At 58.2% G+C, this 16,233-nt stretch carries 17 protein-coding genes and 1 pseudogene; 9 read left to right on the top strand and 9 right to left on the bottom strand.

Annotated features, from left to right (window positions below; genetic code table 11):
• Positions 1–41: 41 nt before the first annotated feature.
• Positions 42–1,241, bottom strand: a complete 1,200-nt coding sequence (gene tyrS, locus HCU66_RS09095; protein ID WP_205888157.1) for a tyrosine--tRNA ligase — start codon at positions 1,239–1,241, stop codon at positions 42–44.
• A gap of 210 nt (positions 1,242–1,451) precedes the next feature.
• On the opposite strand from tyrS, the gene HCU66_RS09090 reads away from it, so the two are divergent.
• Complete coding sequence (locus HCU66_RS09090) at positions 1,452–2,870, top strand: peptidoglycan DD-metalloendopeptidase family protein (RefSeq protein ID WP_205888154.1); 1,419 nt, start codon at positions 1,452–1,454, stop codon at positions 2,868–2,870.
• Positions 2,871–2,873: 3 nt separating this feature from the next.
• Complete coding sequence (locus HCU66_RS09085; RefSeq protein ID WP_205888153.1) at positions 2,874–3,965, top strand: anhydro-N-acetylmuramic acid kinase; 1,092 nt, start codon at positions 2,874–2,876, stop codon at positions 3,963–3,965.
• A gap of 76 nt (positions 3,966–4,041) precedes the next feature.
• Here the strand turns inward: HCU66_RS09085 and erpA are convergent, their stop codons facing one another.
• Both erpA and argC read right to left on the bottom strand, forming a co-directional pair.
• A complete protein-coding gene (gene erpA / locus HCU66_RS09080) occupies positions 4,042–4,392 on the bottom strand; it encodes an iron-sulfur cluster insertion protein ErpA (protein ID WP_007906865.1) in 351 nt (116 codons plus the stop codon).
• Positions 4,393–4,601: 209 nt separating this feature from the next.
• Positions 4,602–5,636: an N-acetyl-gamma-glutamyl-phosphate reductase gene (gene argC, locus HCU66_RS09075; RefSeq protein WP_007941665.1), complete on the bottom strand. Its 1,035-nt coding sequence runs from the start codon at positions 5,634–5,636 to the stop codon at positions 4,602–4,604.
• Between the two features lie 136 nt (positions 5,637–5,772).
• Between argC and hemJ the strand changes: the two genes are divergently transcribed.
• From hemJ to coq7, 6 genes are all read left to right on the top strand, one after another.
• Positions 5,773–6,204 carry a protoporphyrinogen oxidase HemJ gene (hemJ, locus tag HCU66_RS09070; protein ID WP_205888152.1) on the top strand — a complete coding sequence of 144 codons (432 nt, stop codon included), beginning with the start codon at positions 5,773–5,775 and terminating at the stop codon, positions 6,202–6,204.
• Between the two features lie 33 nt (positions 6,205–6,237).
• Positions 6,238–7,206, top strand: coding sequence for an NAD(P)H-dependent flavin oxidoreductase (locus HCU66_RS09065; RefSeq protein WP_205888151.1), 969 nt, complete (start codon positions 6,238–6,240; stop codon positions 7,204–7,206).
• Between the two features lie 92 nt (positions 7,207–7,298).
• Positions 7,299–8,258: a DUF805 domain-containing protein gene (locus HCU66_RS09060; RefSeq protein WP_205888150.1), complete on the top strand. Its 960-nt coding sequence runs from the start codon at positions 7,299–7,301 to the stop codon at positions 8,256–8,258.
• Positions 8,259–8,320: 62 nt separating this feature from the next.
• The gene (locus HCU66_RS09055; protein WP_205888149.1) at positions 8,321–9,109 is read left to right on the top strand and encodes an SDR family NAD(P)-dependent oxidoreductase; all 789 of its coding nucleotides are present in this window, start codon (positions 8,321–8,323) and stop codon (positions 9,107–9,109) included.
• Between the two features lie 68 nt (positions 9,110–9,177).
• On the top strand, positions 9,178–9,516 hold the full coding sequence (locus HCU66_RS09050) for a histidine triad nucleotide-binding protein (protein ID WP_007906873.1): 339 nt from the start codon (positions 9,178–9,180) through the stop codon (positions 9,514–9,516).
• Between the two features lie 118 nt (positions 9,517–9,634).
• The gene (gene coq7 / locus HCU66_RS09045; RefSeq protein WP_205888148.1) at positions 9,635–10,282 is read left to right on the top strand and encodes a 2-polyprenyl-3-methyl-6-methoxy-1,4-benzoquinone monooxygenase; all 648 of its coding nucleotides are present in this window, start codon (positions 9,635–9,637) and stop codon (positions 10,280–10,282) included.
• Positions 10,283–10,418: 136 nt separating this feature from the next.
• On the opposite strand, the pseudogene speD reads toward coq7, so the two are convergent.
• Both speD and HCU66_RS09035 read right to left on the bottom strand, forming a co-directional pair.
• Positions 10,419–11,214: pseudogene (gene speD, locus HCU66_RS09040) on the bottom strand (adenosylmethionine decarboxylase).
• A gap of 238 nt (positions 11,215–11,452) precedes the next feature.
• Positions 11,453–11,875, bottom strand: a complete 423-nt coding sequence (locus tag HCU66_RS09035; protein WP_007941657.1) for an OsmC family protein — start codon at positions 11,873–11,875, stop codon at positions 11,453–11,455.
• Between the two features lie 248 nt (positions 11,876–12,123).
• On the opposite strand from HCU66_RS09035, the gene crp reads away from it, so the two are divergent.
• Positions 12,124–12,768, top strand: a complete 645-nt coding sequence (gene crp / locus HCU66_RS09030; RefSeq protein ID WP_205888147.1) for a cAMP-activated global transcriptional regulator CRP — start codon at positions 12,124–12,126, stop codon at positions 12,766–12,768.
• Between the two features lie 10 nt (positions 12,769–12,778).
• On the opposite strand, the gene HCU66_RS09025 is transcribed toward crp, so the two are convergent.
• The 4 genes from HCU66_RS09025 to HCU66_RS09010 all read right to left on the bottom strand — a co-directional run bounded on the left by HCU66_RS09025 (position 12,779) and on the right by HCU66_RS09010 (position 16,064).
• A complete protein-coding gene (locus HCU66_RS09025) occupies positions 12,779–13,480 on the bottom strand; it encodes a lipoate--protein ligase family protein (protein WP_205888146.1) in 702 nt (233 codons plus the stop codon).
• A gap of 98 nt (positions 13,481–13,578) precedes the next feature.
• Positions 13,579–14,415: an indole-3-glycerol phosphate synthase TrpC gene (gene trpC, locus HCU66_RS09020; protein ID WP_205888145.1), complete on the bottom strand. Its 837-nt coding sequence runs from the start codon at positions 14,413–14,415 to the stop codon at positions 13,579–13,581.
• Positions 14,412–15,461 (bottom strand): anthranilate phosphoribosyltransferase, encoded by a 1,050-nt coding sequence (trpD, locus tag HCU66_RS09015; protein WP_205888144.1) that lies wholly within the window; start codon positions 15,459–15,461, stop codon positions 14,412–14,414. Before trpD ends, trpC begins: the two co-directional genes overlap by 4 nt.
• Before the next feature lie 9 nt (positions 15,462–15,470).
• Positions 15,471–16,064 carry an aminodeoxychorismate/anthranilate synthase component II gene (locus tag HCU66_RS09010; protein ID WP_205888143.1) on the bottom strand — a complete coding sequence of 198 codons (594 nt, stop codon included), beginning with the start codon at positions 16,062–16,064 and terminating at the stop codon, positions 15,471–15,473.
• Positions 16,065–16,233: the final 169 nt, after the last annotated feature.

Genomic DNA, 16,233 nt, shown 5'->3' with positions numbered 1-16,233 from the left:
TATAGACGTCCAGAATCTGCCGTCAACCCCTAATTTCAGCTTTATTCGGATTTGAGCGTAATACGCGCAAATGCCTTCTTCCCAGCCTGGCAAACGTGGGTCGCACCCAGTGCATATATAAAGGTGCGATCGACAACCTCACCATCTATACGCACACCACCAGAACCCAGAAGATCGCGCGCCATGGCAGAGTTCTTCACCAGGCCCGCCTTATTAAGGACGGCAGCGATCGGCATATCTTCGGCAGCGGTCAATTCGATCTCTGGCAGATCATCCGGCAGCTCGCCATCTTTCATACGATTGCCCGCTGCGCGATGAGCATTGGCCGCAGCCTCCTCACCATGGAAACGTGCAACGATCTCTTCGGCCAACTTGATCTTGATATCACGCGGATTCGCACCCGCCTCAACGTCAGCCCGCAAAGCATCGATTTCTTCCATGGAGCGGAAGCTGAGCAATTCGAAGTAACGCCACATCAGCACATCAGGGATAGAAACCAGCTTGCCGTACATGACACCCGGCGCCTCCTGAATACCGACGTAGTTGCCCAACGACTTGGACATCTTCTTCACGCCATCCAGCCCTTCGAGCAACGGCATGGTCAGAATGCACTGAGCCTCCTGTCCATAACTGCGTTGCAGCTCGCGCCCCATCAGCAAATTGAACTTCTGATCGGTACCACCCAGTTCGACATCCGCGCGCAAAGCGACCGAGTCATAACCCTGAACCAGCGGATAGAGGAATTCGTGGATGGCGATTGGCTGATTGGTCGTGTAGCGCTTGTCGAAGTCGTCGCGCTCGAGCATGCGTGCCACGGTGTATTGCGAAGTCAGGCGAATGAAGTCGGCTGGCCCCATCTGATCCATCCAGGTGGAGTTGAACGCCACTTCGGTTTTGGCCGGATCAAGAATCTTGAAGACCTGAGTCTTGTAGGTCTCGGCATTCTCGAGAACCTGTTCACGAGTGAGCGGTGGACGTGTCGCACTCTTGCCACTCGGATCACCGATCATCCCGGTGAAGTCACCTATAAGGAAGATCACCTGATGGCCCAGATCCTGGAACTGGCGCAGCTTATTAATAAGCACGGTGTGACCCAGGTGCAAATCCGGCGCGGTCGGATCGAAGCCTGCCTTAATACGTAGCGGCTGGCCACGTTTGAGCTTTTCGATCAGCTCGGACTCGACCAACAGTTCTTCTGCACCACGTTTGATCAGCGCTAGCTGCTCTTCAACCGACTTCATAACAGACCTGCAAGACTCGAATTCAAAGGGGACCAACCATACAAGATCGGGCGTCAAATACAAGTTTTGCCCGGCGCGCGGACGCCAATCCGCGGACAGAGCGTCCGCAGGCTTGCTTCAGAGATGATTTGGTTATATTTTATACAGTTATTTCGTCTTCATCATGTCATTCATCTTTTCCATTTCATTTTTTCAAAGTCAAAATTACCTATGACCACAGAACCGTCTAAAGCGCCACCGCTTTACCCGAAGACCCACCTGCTCGCCGCGAGTGGTATCGCTGCCCTTCTGAGCCTGGCGCTTCTGGTATTCCCATCCAGTGATGTTGAAGCCAAAAAGACGACCCTGAGTCTTGAACTGGAAAGCCCTGCAGAACAACTGACACAAGATCAAGACGCCGCCGACGTCGTCCAAGCCACAAATGAGCCGGCAGCCTCCCCTTTCGCGCAGATCGAAAACAGCGCCGAAGACACTCAGGAAACCGCCCAGGCCGCCCCCGCGCCAGTCGTCGAAGAAAAGAAGGCGTCAGGCCACAGGGAAGTGATCGTTGCCAAAGGTGATACTCTCTCGACTTTGTTTGAGAAAGTTGGTCTTCCGGCCACTTCGGTGCATGAAATACTGGCCAGCGACAAGCAAGCCAAGCAGTTCAGCCAACTCAAACATGGCCAGAAGCTCGAGTTCGAAGTGAGCCCGGATGGCCAGCTGACCAATTTGCACAGCAAAGTCAGCGACATGGAAAGCATCAGCCTGACCAGGAACGACAAGGGTTATACGTTCAACCGCATTACCGCCAAGCCCACTGTTCGCTCCGCCTACGTTCATGGTGTGATCAACAGTTCGCTGTCGCAATCTGCCGCCCGAGCCGGTTTGTCCCACAGCCTGACCATGGATATGGCCAGTGTGTTTGGCTATGACGTCGACTTCGCCCAGGATATTCGCCAAGGTGACGAGTTCGACGTGATCTATGAGCAGAAGGTCGTCAACGGCAAAGCGGTCGGCAATGGCCCCATCCTCTCCGCACGCTTCACCAACCGCGGCAAGACTTATACCGCTGTGCGCTACACCAACAAACAAGGCAACAGCAGCTACTACACGGCGGATGGCAACAGCATGCGCAAGGCGTTCATCCGTACTCCGGTGGACTTCGCCCGCATCAGCTCGAAATTCTCCATGGGCCGCAAGCACCCGATCCTGAACAAGATCCGCGCCCACAAAGGTGTCGATTACGCGGCACCACGGGGCACTCCGATCAAGGCTGCCGGTGACGGCCAAGTCTTGTTGGCCGGTCGCCGCGGCGGTTACGGCAACACCGTGATCATTCAGCACGGCAGCACCTACCGCACGCTGTACGGCCACATGCAGGGCTTTGCAAAAGGCATCAAGACCGGCGGCAGCGTCAAGCAAGGCCAGGTAATCGGCTACATCGGCACCACCGGCCTCTCCACCGGCCCGCACCTGCACTACGAGTTCCAGGTCAATGGCGTGCACGTCGATCCATTGGGCCAGAAGGTAGCGATGGCCGATCCGATCTCCAAAGCTGAGCGCTCACGTTTCCTCGCCCAAAGCCAACCGCTGATGGCGCGCATGGACCAAGAGAAAGCCACCCAGCTGGCTTCGAGTAAACGCTAAGCCATGGCGCTCTATATAGGTGTGATGTCCGGGACCAGCCTTGATGGCCTGGACATTGCGCTGATCGAGCAAGCCCCGGCGATCAAGCTGATCGCCACGCATTACATCCCCATGCCCGAATCCCTGCGCGCCGAGCTGCTTGGCTTGTGCGCCAGCGGTCCGGACGAGATTGCCCGCTCCGCCATTGCCCAGCAGAACTGGGTGAAGCTGGCCGCGCAGGGCATTCATACCCTTCTTGATCAACAAAACCTCAAACCTGACGACATCCGCGCGATTGGCAGCCACGGCCAGACCATTCGCCACGAACCGGCGCGCGGGTTCACGGTGCAGATTGGCAACCCGGCCTTGCTCACCGAGCTGACCGGCATCACCGTGGTCAGCGACTTCCGCAGCCGCGATGTAGCTGCTGGCGGACAAGGTGCTCCATTGGTTCCGGCCTTTCACGATGCCTTGTTTGAAGAACAGTCTGGTAACCGTGCAGTACTGAACGTCGGCGGGTTCAGCAACCTCAGCCTGATCGAGCCCGGCAAGCCTGTCGCGGGTTTTGACTGCGGCCCGGGGAACGTCCTGCTGGATGCCTGGATTCATCAACAACGTGGCGACAACTTTGATCGCGATGGCCAATGGGCCGCCAGCGGAAAGGTTGTACCGGCTCTGTTGAATGAGCTGCTCAGTGATCCATTCTTTGTGACTCAAGGCCCGAAGAGTACCGGACGCGAAGTGTTCAATCTGCCATGGCTGATGCAGCATCTGTCACAGCTGCCAACCTTCGCAGCCGAAGACGTACAGGCCACGCTGCTGGAGCTGACCGCGCAGACCATCGTCGAGTCATTGCAAAGCGCTCAATCGGATACCCGGGAGCTGCTGGTCTGCGGCGGCGGTGCGCACAATGCCACGCTGATGAAGCGCCTGGCCAGTCTGTTGCCGAACACAAAAGTCAGCAGCACCGCCGCTTATGGCGTAGACCCGGACTGGGTTGAAGCCATGGCCTTCGCCTGGCTGGCTCATTGCTGCCTGGAAGGTATCGCGGCCAACCGCCCGAGTGTCACCGGCGCCCGCGGCTTACGTGTACTCGGCGCAATCTACCCCGCCTGAAACTGAAGAACCCCAGACAGCAAAACGCCGCAGAGTCCTGAGACCCTGCGGCGCTTGTTGATGCAGTGACGTGCGATCAGATCGAGAACGAAGAGCCACAGCCACACGTGGTGGTAGCGTTCGGGTTCTTGATCACGAATCGCGAACCTTCCAGACCTTCCTGGTAATCCACCTCGGCACCTGCCAGGTACTGGAAGCTCATCGGATCGACCACCAGGCTGACGCCTTCGCGCTCGACGATGGTGTCGTCATCGGCCACTTCTTCATCGAAGGTGAAGCCGTACTGAAACCCTGAACAACCGCCGCCCGTAACGAATACGCGCAGCTTCAAGCGATCATTCCCCTCTTCATCGACCAGGCTCTTCACCTTGTGCGCAGCACCGTGGGTGAATTGCAAAGCCGTGGGGGTGAAGGATTCGACGCTCATGCTGACTATCTCCCGGCGTTACGCCGCCATAATGCGTGATGACGCGCATTATCCGCTTCTCCCAGAAAATCGGTCAACTATTGTTACGGTATATCAATCAATCCAATTGTCAGACCAAAATGCAAAAAGGCCCGTTCAACGGGCCTTTTTGCTNACCAAAATGCAAAAAGGCCCGTTCAACGGGCCTTTTTGCTGAGCAGGATACAGCCTTACGGCAGCATGCCCGCATGGGAAAGACCCAGGCGCTCATCCAGACCGAACAGGATATTCAGGTTCTGCACCGCCTGACCCGACGCGCCTTTGACCAGGTTATCGATGACCGACAACACCACCACCAGATCACCATCCTGCGGACGATGCACGGCGATACGGCAAACGTTGGCACCGCGCACGCTGCGGGTTTCCGGATGGCTACCGGCCGGCATGACATCGACGAACGGTTCGTTGGCATAACGCTTTTCGAACAGGGCTTGCAGATCCACCGAACGGTCCACGACCGTTGCGTAGAGCGTCGAGTGAATACCGCGAATCATCGGCGTCAGGTGCGGAACAAAAGTCAGGCCGACGTCCTTGCCCGCTGCACGACGCAGACCCTGGCGAATTTCCGGCAAGTGACGGTGCCCTTTGACGGCGTAAGCCTTCATGCTTTCCGACGTCTCGGAGTACAGCGAACCGACCGAAGCGCCACGACCGGCACCGCTGACACCGGATTTGCAGTCAGCGATCAAGCGAGTGGTATCGGCCAGACCTGCTTCGAGCAATGGCAGGAAACCCAATTGCGTCGCGGTCGGGTAGCAACCCGGTACAGCAATCAGGCGCGCCTGCTTGATCTGCTCGCGATTGACTTCCGGCAAGCCGTAGACCGCCTCCTCCAGCAATTCCGGCGCGCCGTGCGGCTGGCCGTACCACTTGGCCCACTCATCGGCGTCTTGCAGACGGAAGTCTGCCGACAGGTCGATGACCTTGGTCCCGGCAGCCAGCAACTCGCCCGCCAGAGCATGGGCAACACCGTGCGGCGTGGCGAAGAACACCACGTCGCAGGCTCCGAGGGTCTTGATGTCCGGAACGCTGAACGCCAGACCGTCGTAATGGCCCCGCAGGTTCGGGTACATGTCAGCCACGGCCAGGCCGGCCTCGGATCGGGAAGTGATCACCACCACTTCTGCCTGCGGATGCTGTGCCAACAGACGCAGCAGTTCGACACCGGTGTAACCCGTGCCGCCGACGATACCGACCTTGACCATAAACCTGCCCTCAAACGAACCCACTGGAAAGCCGTCGATAATAGGGGCCGCGAGGCCCTGCGACAACCGTCAAGGTGACGTGCGGACGCTCTACCCCCTACTATCTTCACTACCGTGAACCTGGGAATAACCAAAAATGCTTTATCTGTGGCTCAAAGCGCTTCACATCGTCAGCATGGTCTGCTGGTTTGCCGGCCTGTTTTACTTGCCGCGCCTGTTCGTCTATCACGCGCAAAGTGAAGACACCGTCAGCAAGGAACGCTTCAGCGTCATGGAGCGCAAGCTGTACCGGGGCATCATGGGGCCGGCGATGATCGCCACCCTGGTGTTCGGCATCTGGCTGATCAGCCTCAACCCCAGCGCCTATTTCAGCCAGGGCGCGTGGATGCATGCCAAATTGACCCTGGTGGTGATCCTGATTGGCTACCACCACATGTGCGGCGCACAGGTAAAACGTTTTGCCCGTGGCGAAAACACCCGCAGCCATGTCTTTTATCGCTGGTTCAATGAAGTGCCGGTTCTGATATTGCTGGCTATCGTAATTCTGGTCGTCGTCCGGCCGTTTTAATCCAACAAGCATCATTCACCCGGGGTACTTCCAATGTCGCTGCCCGCTTTGCTCGAACAACGCTTGCGTCTACCGGTGGTGGCGGCGCCGATGTTCCTGATTTCCAATCCCGAGCTGGTGCTCGCCTGTTGCCGTAATGGCGTAGTGGGCAGTTTCCCTGCGCTGAACCAGCGTGAAAGCAGCGGTTTCAAGGCCTGGCTGGAGGAAATCGAAACAGGGCTGGCGACTATGGAGAACCCTGCGCCATATGCGGTGAACCTGATCGTCCACCACAGCAATCCGCGATTGCAGGCGGATCTGGCGATCTGCATCGAACACAAAGTACCGATCGTGATCACCAGCCTCGGCGCCGTGAAGGAACTGGTCGACGCGGTACACAGCTACGGCGGCCTGGTGTTTCACGACGTGACGACCCGTCGCCATGCGGAAAAAGCGGCCGAGGCCGGCGTGGACGGTTTGATTGCCGTTGCCGCGGGCGCCGGTGGTCACGCCGGGACCTGGAGCCCGTTCTCGCTGATCGCCGAGATTCGCCAGTTTTTCGACAAGACCCTGCTGCTGGCCGGCTGCCTGAACCATGGCCACGAGATTCTTGCGGCGCAATTGCTCGGTGCGGATCTGGCCTACTTCGGTACGCGATTTATCGGCACCACGGAAAGTCATGCGCCTGACGCCTACAAGGAGATGCTCCTGACTGCCAGAGCCGCGGACATCGTCCATACTCCAGCGGTGTCGGGAATTCCGGCAAGCTTCATGCGTCAGAGCCTGGAGGCCGCCGGTTTCGACATGGCGGCGCTGCAAGGCAAGGGCGAGGTGGACTTCGGCTCAAAGCTCAAGCCGTTGAATGATGAAGCCAAAGCTTGGAAAACCGTGTGGTCTGCAGGCCAGGGCGTCGGGGAAATCGAGGACCTGCCGAGTGTCGATCAACTGGTCGCACGTCTCGACGCCGAATACCGCAAGGCATTGGAGCTGGCGGCAGCGTTGCCCAAGCGCTGGCCGCGTTAACCGGAGAACTTGGCCAGCCTCTACCGACTGGCCCTACACTCCACCTTGCAACACCACCTATTACAAACTCTCGCGACAAGGATGCCTCGGCCATGAAAGAAAACCGTTTCAAGATTGTCTTCGATGGCGCTCTGCAGCCAGGTGTGGACGCCACCAGCGCGAAGCTCAATCTCGCCGAGCTGTTCAAAAGCGATGTCGCTGCCATTGAACGCCTGTTCAGTGGCCGGACGGTTGCGCTCAAACGCGATCTGTCACATGCCGATGCGCAGACGTATCTTCAGGCACTGATGAAAACCGGCATCGATGCCCGAATCGAAGCCGAACCCTCGATCGAGCTGAACCTGTCCGACGTTCACGTCAGCCCACCTCCGTCGGCAGAGCCTGAGTCCCCCTATGCTCCGCCGCGCGCCACTGTCGGCGACGCACTGCCGCAGTTCGCCGCCCTCAAAGCCTTCAGCTTCGATGGCCGTATCGGCCGACTGCGCTTTCTGGCCTGGACGATGGCCCTGACGCTGGTGACGCTAAGCATTGGCTCGGTGCTGGCCGTTTTCGGCTTCGCCCTCATCAGCACGGACTCGACTGCCGGGCTGATTCTCGCGGGTCTGCTGGCCTTTATTCTGGTCGTGGTACTCGCATTCATCAGTATCCAGTTCAGTGTGCAGCGCCTGCACGATATCGGCTGGTCCGGCTGGCTCTGGCTGCTGAACCTTGTGCCGTTCGTGGGGAGCGTTTTTCCGTTCGTCATAATGATCGTGCCGGGTAACAACACGGCCAACCGGTATGGCGCGCCACCACCACCCAACAGCAACGCGGTCAGGGTATTGGCTTCGCTGTGGCTGGTGTTTATCGCAATCATGTTCGTTGGTGGGCTGACCGGAGGTCTCACGGCGATTCAGGATGAATATGAAAGCGCCGCTGAGAGCGCCTATCAAAGCAGCTCCGTGATCACCGATGAAGTCGAAGCAATCCCCGTCGAGACCGAGTCAGCACTGGATTCAACCGACGATGCAGCCGAAGCGGCCCCGCCCCCTGTAGACTCTGCGAAAGAATGAACAGCACTCCCCGCCGATGACATCTGCGTCACCGGCGCGGAGCCGTTGCGATGGAGAACTGCATGACCCGTTACGCTCTGATCACTGGCGCTTCCAGCGGCATCGGCCTGGCCATGGCCGAAGCGCTGGCCCGGCGCGGCCGCAGCCTGATTCTGGTGGCCCGACAGCGTGATCAGCTGGAAAGTATTGCGATTGAACTCACTCAACGTTTTGGCGTGGAAGTGTTGTTTCGTGCCTGTGACCTGGGAGAGCCGTTGCGCCTGTCCGGATTTCTGCTGGAACTGGAGGAAGGTGAGCGGCAAATCGATCTGCTGGTCAACTGCGCCGGCATTGGTACCTGTGGCCCATTCCTGGCTCAGGACTGGATGATCGAACAAGACCTGATCGAAGTGAACATCCTGGCCCTCACTCGCCTGTGTCATGCCATTGGTAACAGCATGGCTTTGCAGGGCGGTGGGCAGATTCTGAACGTCGCCTCGGTTGCGGCATTCCACCCCGGCCCCTGGATGAGCACTTATTACGCCAGCAAGGCTTATGTGCTGCATTTTTCCGAAGGTTTGCGCATCGAACTGAAAAAATGCGCGGTCAAGGTGTCGGTACTCTGCCCTGGCCCAACCCGTACGGCGTTTTTCCGTACCGCGCAATTGGACGCCGACAAACTGCTCGAGAGCAAACTGCTGATGAGTCCAGAAGAAGTCGCGCTCTATACCGTACGGGCTCTGGAGAAAAATCGCGCCATTATTATCCCCGGTCGCCTGAATCGCTGGTTTGCCTTCCTGCCGCGGCTCGGCTCGCGCTGGCTGACCCGGACGATCGTAGGCATGGTCAACAAGGCGTACTGCCCGCGGTGATCGCCCCCATGGTAAAAAACCGGCCCATGAGTACACTCATGCCAGCCCAAACAACGGAGAAAACAGCTGTGGATACTCTGTTCACCAAGATCATCAACCGGGAAATCCCGGCGAAGATCATTTACGAGGACGACCAGGTACTGGCCTTCCACGACATCGCGCCACAGGCCCCCGTGCATTTCCTGGTGGTCCCGAAGAAACCGGTACGCACCCTGAACGACCTCACCGAGGACGATAAGGCTTTGGCCGGGCATATTCTGTTCACCGCCCAGCGTCTGGCGCTGGAGTTGGGCTGTGAAGAAGGCTTTCGGGTGGTCATGAACTGCAATGAACTGGGTGGGCAGACCGTCTATCACATTCATATGCACGTGCTGGGTCAGCGCCAGATGCACTGGCCGCCGGGCTGATTGCAAACAGTACAGGTTTATGTGGCGAGGGAGTGGCCCTCGCCACAAATGACCCAACGCAAACCCTCCCCGGCCGATTGGGTTAAACTGGCCGCCGAGATTCTTCCCGGAGGTCAGCATGACTACCCAACGTCACTACTCGCCAATTGACCGTCTTCTGCTGCAAGCCGATGCCGCGATGCGTACTCTGCTACCCTTCAGTGGTCAGCCCTACCGTCCGTCGCCTGCCATCGTGCAGCCGGATGCGCAAATGAGCGACGAGGACACCCGGCACGTCGCCGGCTTGATGCGCATCAACCATACCGGCGAAGTCTGCGCCCAGGCGCTGTATCAAGGTCAGGCCCTGACCGCCAGGCTGCCGAAAGTGCGCGCCGCCATGGAACATGCCGCCGAAGAAGAAATCGACCATTTGGTCTGGTGCGAACAGCGCATTCACCAGTTGGGCAGCCACACCAGCATCCTCAATCCGCTGTTCTACGGAATGTCGTTCGGGATTGGCGCGGTGGCCGGGTTGATCAGCGACAAGGTCAGCCTGGGTTTCGTTGCCGCCACCGAGCATCAGGTCTGCAAACACCTGAACGAACACCTTGAGCAACTGCCGGCCGAGGACGAAAAGTCCCGGGCGATCCTTGAGCAGATGCGCATTGATGAAGAGCAGCATGCCGAAAGTGCGCTGGATGCTGGGGGTTTCCGCTTTCCTGCCCCGGTGAAGTTCGGGATGAGTCTTTTGGCCAAGGTGATGACGAAGAGTACTTATCGGATCTGAGGGTCAGGTTGTTAAATAGGGCCTCTTCGCGGGCAAGTCGGGTCGCCGCACCGCTCGCTCCTACAAGGGTTCTGTATTCCAACAAATAAAAAAGGCGACTACCTCGAGGTAGTCGCCTTTTTTGTACTCGCAAATCTCAGCTCGGCATGTTGCGCGCGGAGAATATTTCGAGCATTTCGTGTTTCACCCGCTCAGTCACCTGGGCGCGCTGCTCAGAAGACAGATTGCTAGTGGCGTCGCCGAACAGGTAGTTATCCAGTTCGAAGTTCTTCAACAGCATTTTGGTGTGGAACAGGTTTTCCTGATACACGTTCACGTCGGTCATCTGGTACGCGTCGCGGGTGTCTTCGGAGAGGTAGTTCTGGATCGAGTTGATCTCGTGGTCGATGAAGTGCTTCTTGCCTTCAACATCACGGGTGAAGCCGCGCACGCGGTAATCCACGGTCACGATATCCGAGTCGAACTGGTGGATCAGAAAGTTGAGCGCCTTGAGCGGTGAAATGACGCCACAGGTCGACACGTCGATGTCCACACGGAACGTCGCGATACCGTCCACCGGATGGATTTCCGGGTAGGTGTGCACCGTGATGTGGCTCTTGTCGAGGTGGGCCAGAATGATTTCGGGCAACGGGCCCGGAGACTCTTCGATCTGACTGTCGGTCGGGGTCACCGGCTCTTCGGAAATCAGAATCGTGACGCTGGCACCCTGGGGTTCATAGTCCTGACTGGCGATGTTCAGGATGTTGGCACCAATGATATCGACAACTTCCGTGAGAATCTGCGTCAGGCGCTTGGCGTTGTACTCTTTATTGATGTACTCGACGTAAGCCTGTTGGTCTTGCGGGGTTTCCGCGTAGCAGATGTCATAGATGTTGAAGCTCNAAGGTCTTTGTCAGGTTATTGAACCCGTGGAGCTTGAGTTTGCTTTTCACCGTTAAAAACTCTCTATGTATTGCGGGCTGGCCGCGTGATCAAGCATGCCCGTCAGATGCGAACGACGCACCTGCGTAGGACGGTTAACACCTCTTCGCGATGGCGATTTTGGTTGTCTGTTCAGGCAAGCGACCTGTCGGCTGACCGATCACTGCCCTGAAAAAAGTGGCGCATTATGCAGACGTCAGCTATGGATCGCCAGAGTCTGCACCGCTTTTATGATAGTTGAATGTCGATTCAACCGAGCTCGATAATCTCGTAGTCGTGGGTAATCGCCACGCCAGCCGCGCCGAGCATGATCGAGGCCGAGCAATACTTCTCGGCCGACAGCTCGATGGCGCGCTTGACCTGGGCTTCTTTCAGCCCGCGGCCCTTGACCACGAAGTGCATGTGGATCTTGGTGAACACCTTCGGATCTTCGGTCGCACGCTCGGCTTCGAGGAAGGCTTCGCAGCTTTCGACGGCCTGACGGGACTTCTTGAGGATGCTGACCACATCGAAATTGCTGCAACCACCAACACCCAGCAGGAGCATTTCCATCGGTCGGACACCCAGGTTACGACCGCCGGCATCGGGCGGACCGTCCATGACCACGACATGACCGCTGCCGGATTCACCGAGGAACATGGCTTCGCCTGCCCATTGGATGCGTGCCTTCATCGCCAAGACTCCACTGTATAAAAAAGGGTCGCCAGCTTAGCACAGGGCCCTTGATTGGCAGCGCTTCGCCTTCCTAGGACATAGCCGTATGCGTCGTAGGTAAATTCTCGAATCTTGAAGGAATGTGTCTGTTAAGCTGGCGCCAATCCACTGGCGTTTAGCCAGCTTTGTAGCGAATAGAACAATCGCAGGCTTCACCAGCCCCTACAAAAAACAAACACACCGTGCAGTCTTTCCGGGATACAACCATGGTTGCTATTACCCCCATATCCAAAATCAAGAACCTCGACAAACTGTTGATGCACTGCCAGCGCCGTCGCTATGCCGCCAAAAGCAACATCATTTGTGCCGGCGACCGCTCGGACACGCTGTTCTTCATCATCAAGGGTTCGGTGACCATCCTGATCGAAGATGATGACGGCCGTGAAATGATCATTGCCTACCTCAACTCCGGCGACTTCTTCGGCGAACTGGGTCTGTTTGAGCAAGCTGGGCTGGAACAGGAGCGCAGCGCCTGGGTGCGCGCCAAAGTCGAATGCGAAGTCGCGGAAATCAGCTACGCGAAATTCCGCGAACTGTCCCAACAGGATCCAGACATTCTTTACGTGCTTAGCGGACAAATCGCACAACGCCTGCGCAATACCACGCGCAAGGTCGGCGATCTGGCATTCTTTGACGTGACCGGCCGCGTTGCGCGCTGCCTGTTGGAGCTGAGCAAGCAGCCAGACGCCATGACCCACCCGGACGGCATGCAGATCAAGGTGACCCGTCAGGAGATCGGCCGGATTGTCGGTTGTTCCCGCGAGATGGTCGGCCGCGTGCTCAAGGATCTGGAGGAACGCAACCTGGTCGACGTCAAAGGCAAGACCATGGTGGTCTTCGGTACGCGCTAGTCTTGAAAACTCAGGTGGCGAACATCTGCGCCAGCATTTGCCGGTAGAGTTCGTCGAGACGTGCCAGCGCGTCTGGCGCCGTGAACTTCTCATGCAGCCCGATGTGGCTTTCGGCACGCACCCGTTGCTCCAGACCGCACGCTTCGTTGAAGCGATTGACCGCTGCGACCATCGATTCGCGCTCGTTATCCAGCAACATTGCACCATGCACCAGTCCCACCGGACGTTGACCGCCCTGACTCTGGCGCCAGCGCTGAGCAGTGCCGACCATCTTGCGCCCATCCAGATTGACGTTGAAGCGGCCATCGCAAAACGCACCGTCGATTTCGCCAAGCGACGAGGTGCCGCCCAGCTCATCCAGCAACTGACAGATCGGATCGCACAAACGCCGGTAACCGGATTCGATACGGTTTAGATCACCTTCGCTGCGCGGTGGCGCATAGACCAGCGCGATGTTGAGGGTGGATGCCGATTGCGGCACCGGCTCACCACCGGTTTCACGCAACAGTACCGGCCAACCCGCCGCCGCTGATACCTCGCACGCCGCTTCGAAACCCGGCAAGCGATTCAAGCGGCGCGGCATGACCAATGCCCGATCACCGGGTTGCCAGAACAACAGACCGAACTCTGAATCGCCAGCGCAGACTGAGGCCAGCAGATTCTGCTCGGCGAGCAGGCCGGCTTCGATGGTCAGCGAAATTGGCTGGGGCATGGATGACTCCGTAAGACATGAAGTCTTTGGGGTACTTGATGGCTCTTCGCGGGCAAGCCCGCTCCTACAAAGGGAACGGGTTGCCTGCGAAGCTGTGTTCAGTCGAGCGTAGAACCGCTCACTGGAACACCACGCTCGGGAAAGAACAGACGCTGCAGCTCGGTACCCGGGCTTTCGGCGCGCATGAACGCTTCACCCACCAGGAACGCATACACGTCGCTGATTTCCATCAGCTCGACATCGGCGCGGTTAAGAATGCCACTCTCGGTAATCACCAAACGATCGCGGGGAATACGTGGCAACAGATCGAGGGTGGTTTCCAGGTTGACATCGAAGGTGTGCAGGTTGCGGTTGTTCACGCCCACCAGCGGCGTGTCGAGGGTTTTCAAGGCCCGCTCCAGCTCGTCGCCATCGTGGACTTCCACCAGCACATCGAGGCCGACGCTTTTGGCCACGGCCGCCAACTCGGCCATTTTCACGTCATCCAGTGCGGAGACGATCAACAGCACGCAGTCAGCTCCCAGAGCGCGGGATTCGACGATCTGGTATGGATCGATCATGAAATCCTTGCGGATCACCGGCAACTTGCACGCCGCCCGGGCCTGTTGCAGATACTCATCAGCACCCTGGAAGTAGTCGATGTCGGTGAGTACCGACAGGCAAGTAGCCCCGCCCTTCTCGTAACTCCTGGCAATGTCCGCAGGCACGAAGTTCTCGCGAATCACGCCCTTGCTTGGCGAAGCTTTCTTGATTTCAGCAATCACCGCCGGCTGTTTCTTCTTGGCCTGCTCAATCAATGCCTTGGCGAAACCACGGGGTGCATCGGCCGCCTTGGCCAGGCTTTCCAGCTCCGCCAGGCTCACACGAGCGCTGCGCTCGGCAACTTCCTGAACTTTGCGGGCCAGAATATTTTCCAGAACCGTCGGTACACTCATCCCTCATTCTCCACTTTGAATACCGCGGTAAATGCACCCAATTCCTCAAGTTTTTCCCGAGCGAGGCCTGTGTGCAGCGCGTCGTGCGCCAGGGCAACGCCCTCTTTCAAACTTGTCGCATGGTCGGCGGCGTACAGCGCGGCACCGGCATTGAGCACGATCATCTCGGCGGCTTTCTGACCGTTCTCGGTCTTGCGCTTGCCCAGCGCATCGCGAATCAGTTCCAGGGAGGCCGCCGGGCTTTCCACCGCCAGACCGTGCAGGCTCTGGCTCTTCATCCCCAGGTCTTCGGGTTCGACCCAATACTCGCTGATCTGGTCATTCTTCAATTCCGCGACAAAGGTCGGTGCCGCCAGGCTGAATTCGTCCAGGCCATCCTTGGAGTGCACCACCAGCACGTGTTTGCTGCCCAGGCGCTGCAGGACTTCGGCCAATGGCCGGCACAACGCCTGACTGAACACACCCACCACCTGGTGTTTCACACCGGCCGGATTCGTAAGCGGGCCGAGCATGTTGAACAAGGTGCGCAAGCCCAGCTCGCGGCGCGGGCCGGCGGCGTGCTTCATGGCGCTGTGATGGGTCTGGGCAAACATGAAACCGATGCCGACGTTGTCGATGCAGCGTGCCACCTGAACCGGGGTCAGGTTCAGGTAAATACCCGCCGCTTCCAGCAGGTCGGCGCTGCCGCTTTTGCCCGATACCGCACGGTTACCGTGCTTGGCCACGGTGCAACCGGCCGCCGCGACCACGAACGAAGAAGCGGTCGAAACGTTGAAAATGTTCGCACCGTCGCCGCCGGTGCCGACCACATCGACCACGCCGTCGAGGGTGTTGAGTTCGACCTTGTCCGCCAACTCGCGCATCGCCGTCACGGCACCGACGATCTCGTCGATGCTTTCGCTCTTCATGCGCATGGCCATCATGAACGCGCCGATCTGCGCATCCGTGCATTGCCCGGTCATGATTTCGCGCATGACATCGCGCATCTCATCGGTACTGAGGTCGAGGTGGCCGACGATACGGCTCAGGGCTGTCTTGATATCCATGGAAAGTCCTTAGCGCGTGCCGCCGGTTTGTTTGAGGAAGTTGGCGAACAGCTCGTGCCCCTGTTCGGTGAGGATAGACTCAGGGTGAAATTGCACACCCTCGATGTTCAGCGTCTTGTGACGCAGGCCCATGATCTCGTCCACCGAGCCATCTTCGAACTGGGTCCAGGCGGTCAGCTCCAGGCAGTCGGGCAGGGTTTCGCGCTTGACGATCAGCGAATGGTAGCGGGTGACCGTCAACGGGCGATTCAGACCTGCGAATACGCCCTTGTCCTCGTGAAATACCGGGCTAGTCTTACCGTGCATGACCTGACGGGCACGAACCACATCGCCACCAAACGCCTGGCCGATGGATTGGTGACCCAGGCAAACGCCGAGAATCGGCAACTTGCCGGCGAAGTGCTTGATCGCTTCGATGGAAATACCGGCTTCGGTCGGGGTGCAAGGACCGGGAGATACGACGATGCGCTCAGGGTTGAGGGCTTCGATTTCGGCAATGGTGAGCTCGTCGTTGCGCACGACTTTGACCTCGGAGCCCAGCTCGCCGAGGTATTGCACAACGTTGTAAGTAAAAGAGTCGTAGTTATCGATCATCAGCAACATGGCGTTAAGAACCTCTTGAATTCACTGACTTTAAATACGGCCTTCGAATGATTTACCCGCAGTGCGCTGCGCTTTTACAGGTGCTGGAGTGGCGCCAGCAAAGCGGCATTTCATACAGGTAGAGAAGGCAAAGCGGTACAGGTCCGGCCAAGCCGGCGGAAAAGATTCA

Source organism: Pseudomonas frederiksbergensis, from assembly GCF_017114915.1.
Lineage (GTDB): Bacteria > Pseudomonadota > Gammaproteobacteria > Pseudomonadales > Pseudomonadaceae > Aquipseudomonas > Aquipseudomonas frederiksbergensis_I.
This window is presented reverse-complemented; position numbering and strand designations above follow the sequence as displayed.

Excerpts from the sequence above, each read along its gene's own strand:
- tyrS (WP_205888157.1), bottom strand. The coding sequence starts at position 1,241 with ATGAAGTCGGTTGAAGAGCAGCTAGCGCTGATCAAACGTGGTGCAGAA.
- HCU66_RS09090 (WP_205888154.1), top strand. The coding sequence starts at position 1,452 with ATGACCACAGAACCGTCTAAAGCGCCACCGCTTTACCCGAAGACCCAC.
- HCU66_RS09085 (WP_205888153.1), top strand. The coding sequence starts at position 2,874 with ATGGCGCTCTATATAGGTGTGATGTCCGGGACCAGCCTTGATGGCCTG.
- erpA (WP_007906865.1), bottom strand. The coding sequence starts at position 4,392 with ATGAGCGTCGAATCCTTCACCCCCACGGCTTTGCAATTCACCCACGGT.
- argC (WP_007941665.1), bottom strand. The coding sequence starts at position 5,636 with ATGGTCAAGGTCGGTATCGTCGGCGGCACGGGTTACACCGGTGTCGAA.
- hemJ (WP_205888152.1), top strand. The coding sequence starts at position 5,773 with ATGCTTTATCTGTGGCTCAAAGCGCTTCACATCGTCAGCATGGTCTGC.
- HCU66_RS09065 (WP_205888151.1), top strand. The coding sequence starts at position 6,238 with ATGTCGCTGCCCGCTTTGCTCGAACAACGCTTGCGTCTACCGGTGGTG.
- HCU66_RS09060 (WP_205888150.1), top strand. The coding sequence starts at position 7,299 with ATGAAAGAAAACCGTTTCAAGATTGTCTTCGATGGCGCTCTGCAGCCA.
- HCU66_RS09055 (WP_205888149.1), top strand. The coding sequence starts at position 8,321 with ATGACCCGTTACGCTCTGATCACTGGCGCTTCCAGCGGCATCGGCCTG.
- coq7 (WP_205888148.1), top strand. The coding sequence starts at position 9,635 with ATGACTACCCAACGTCACTACTCGCCAATTGACCGTCTTCTGCTGCAA.
- HCU66_RS09035 (WP_007941657.1), bottom strand. The coding sequence starts at position 11,875 with ATGAAGGCACGCATCCAATGGGCAGGCGAAGCCATGTTCCTCGGTGAA.
- crp (WP_205888147.1), top strand. The coding sequence starts at position 12,124 with ATGGTTGCTATTACCCCCATATCCAAAATCAAGAACCTCGACAAACTG.
- HCU66_RS09025 (WP_205888146.1), bottom strand. The coding sequence starts at position 13,480 with ATGCCCCAGCCAATTTCGCTGACCATCGAAGCCGGCCTGCTCGCCGAG.
- trpC (WP_205888145.1), bottom strand. The coding sequence starts at position 14,415 with ATGAGTGTACCGACGGTTCTGGAAAATATTCTGGCCCGCAAAGTTCAG.
- trpD (WP_205888144.1), bottom strand. The coding sequence starts at position 15,461 with ATGGATATCAAGACAGCCCTGAGCCGTATCGTCGGCCACCTCGACCTC.
- HCU66_RS09010 (WP_205888143.1), bottom strand. The coding sequence starts at position 16,064 with ATGTTGCTGATGATCGATAACTACGACTCTTTTACTTACAACGTTGTG.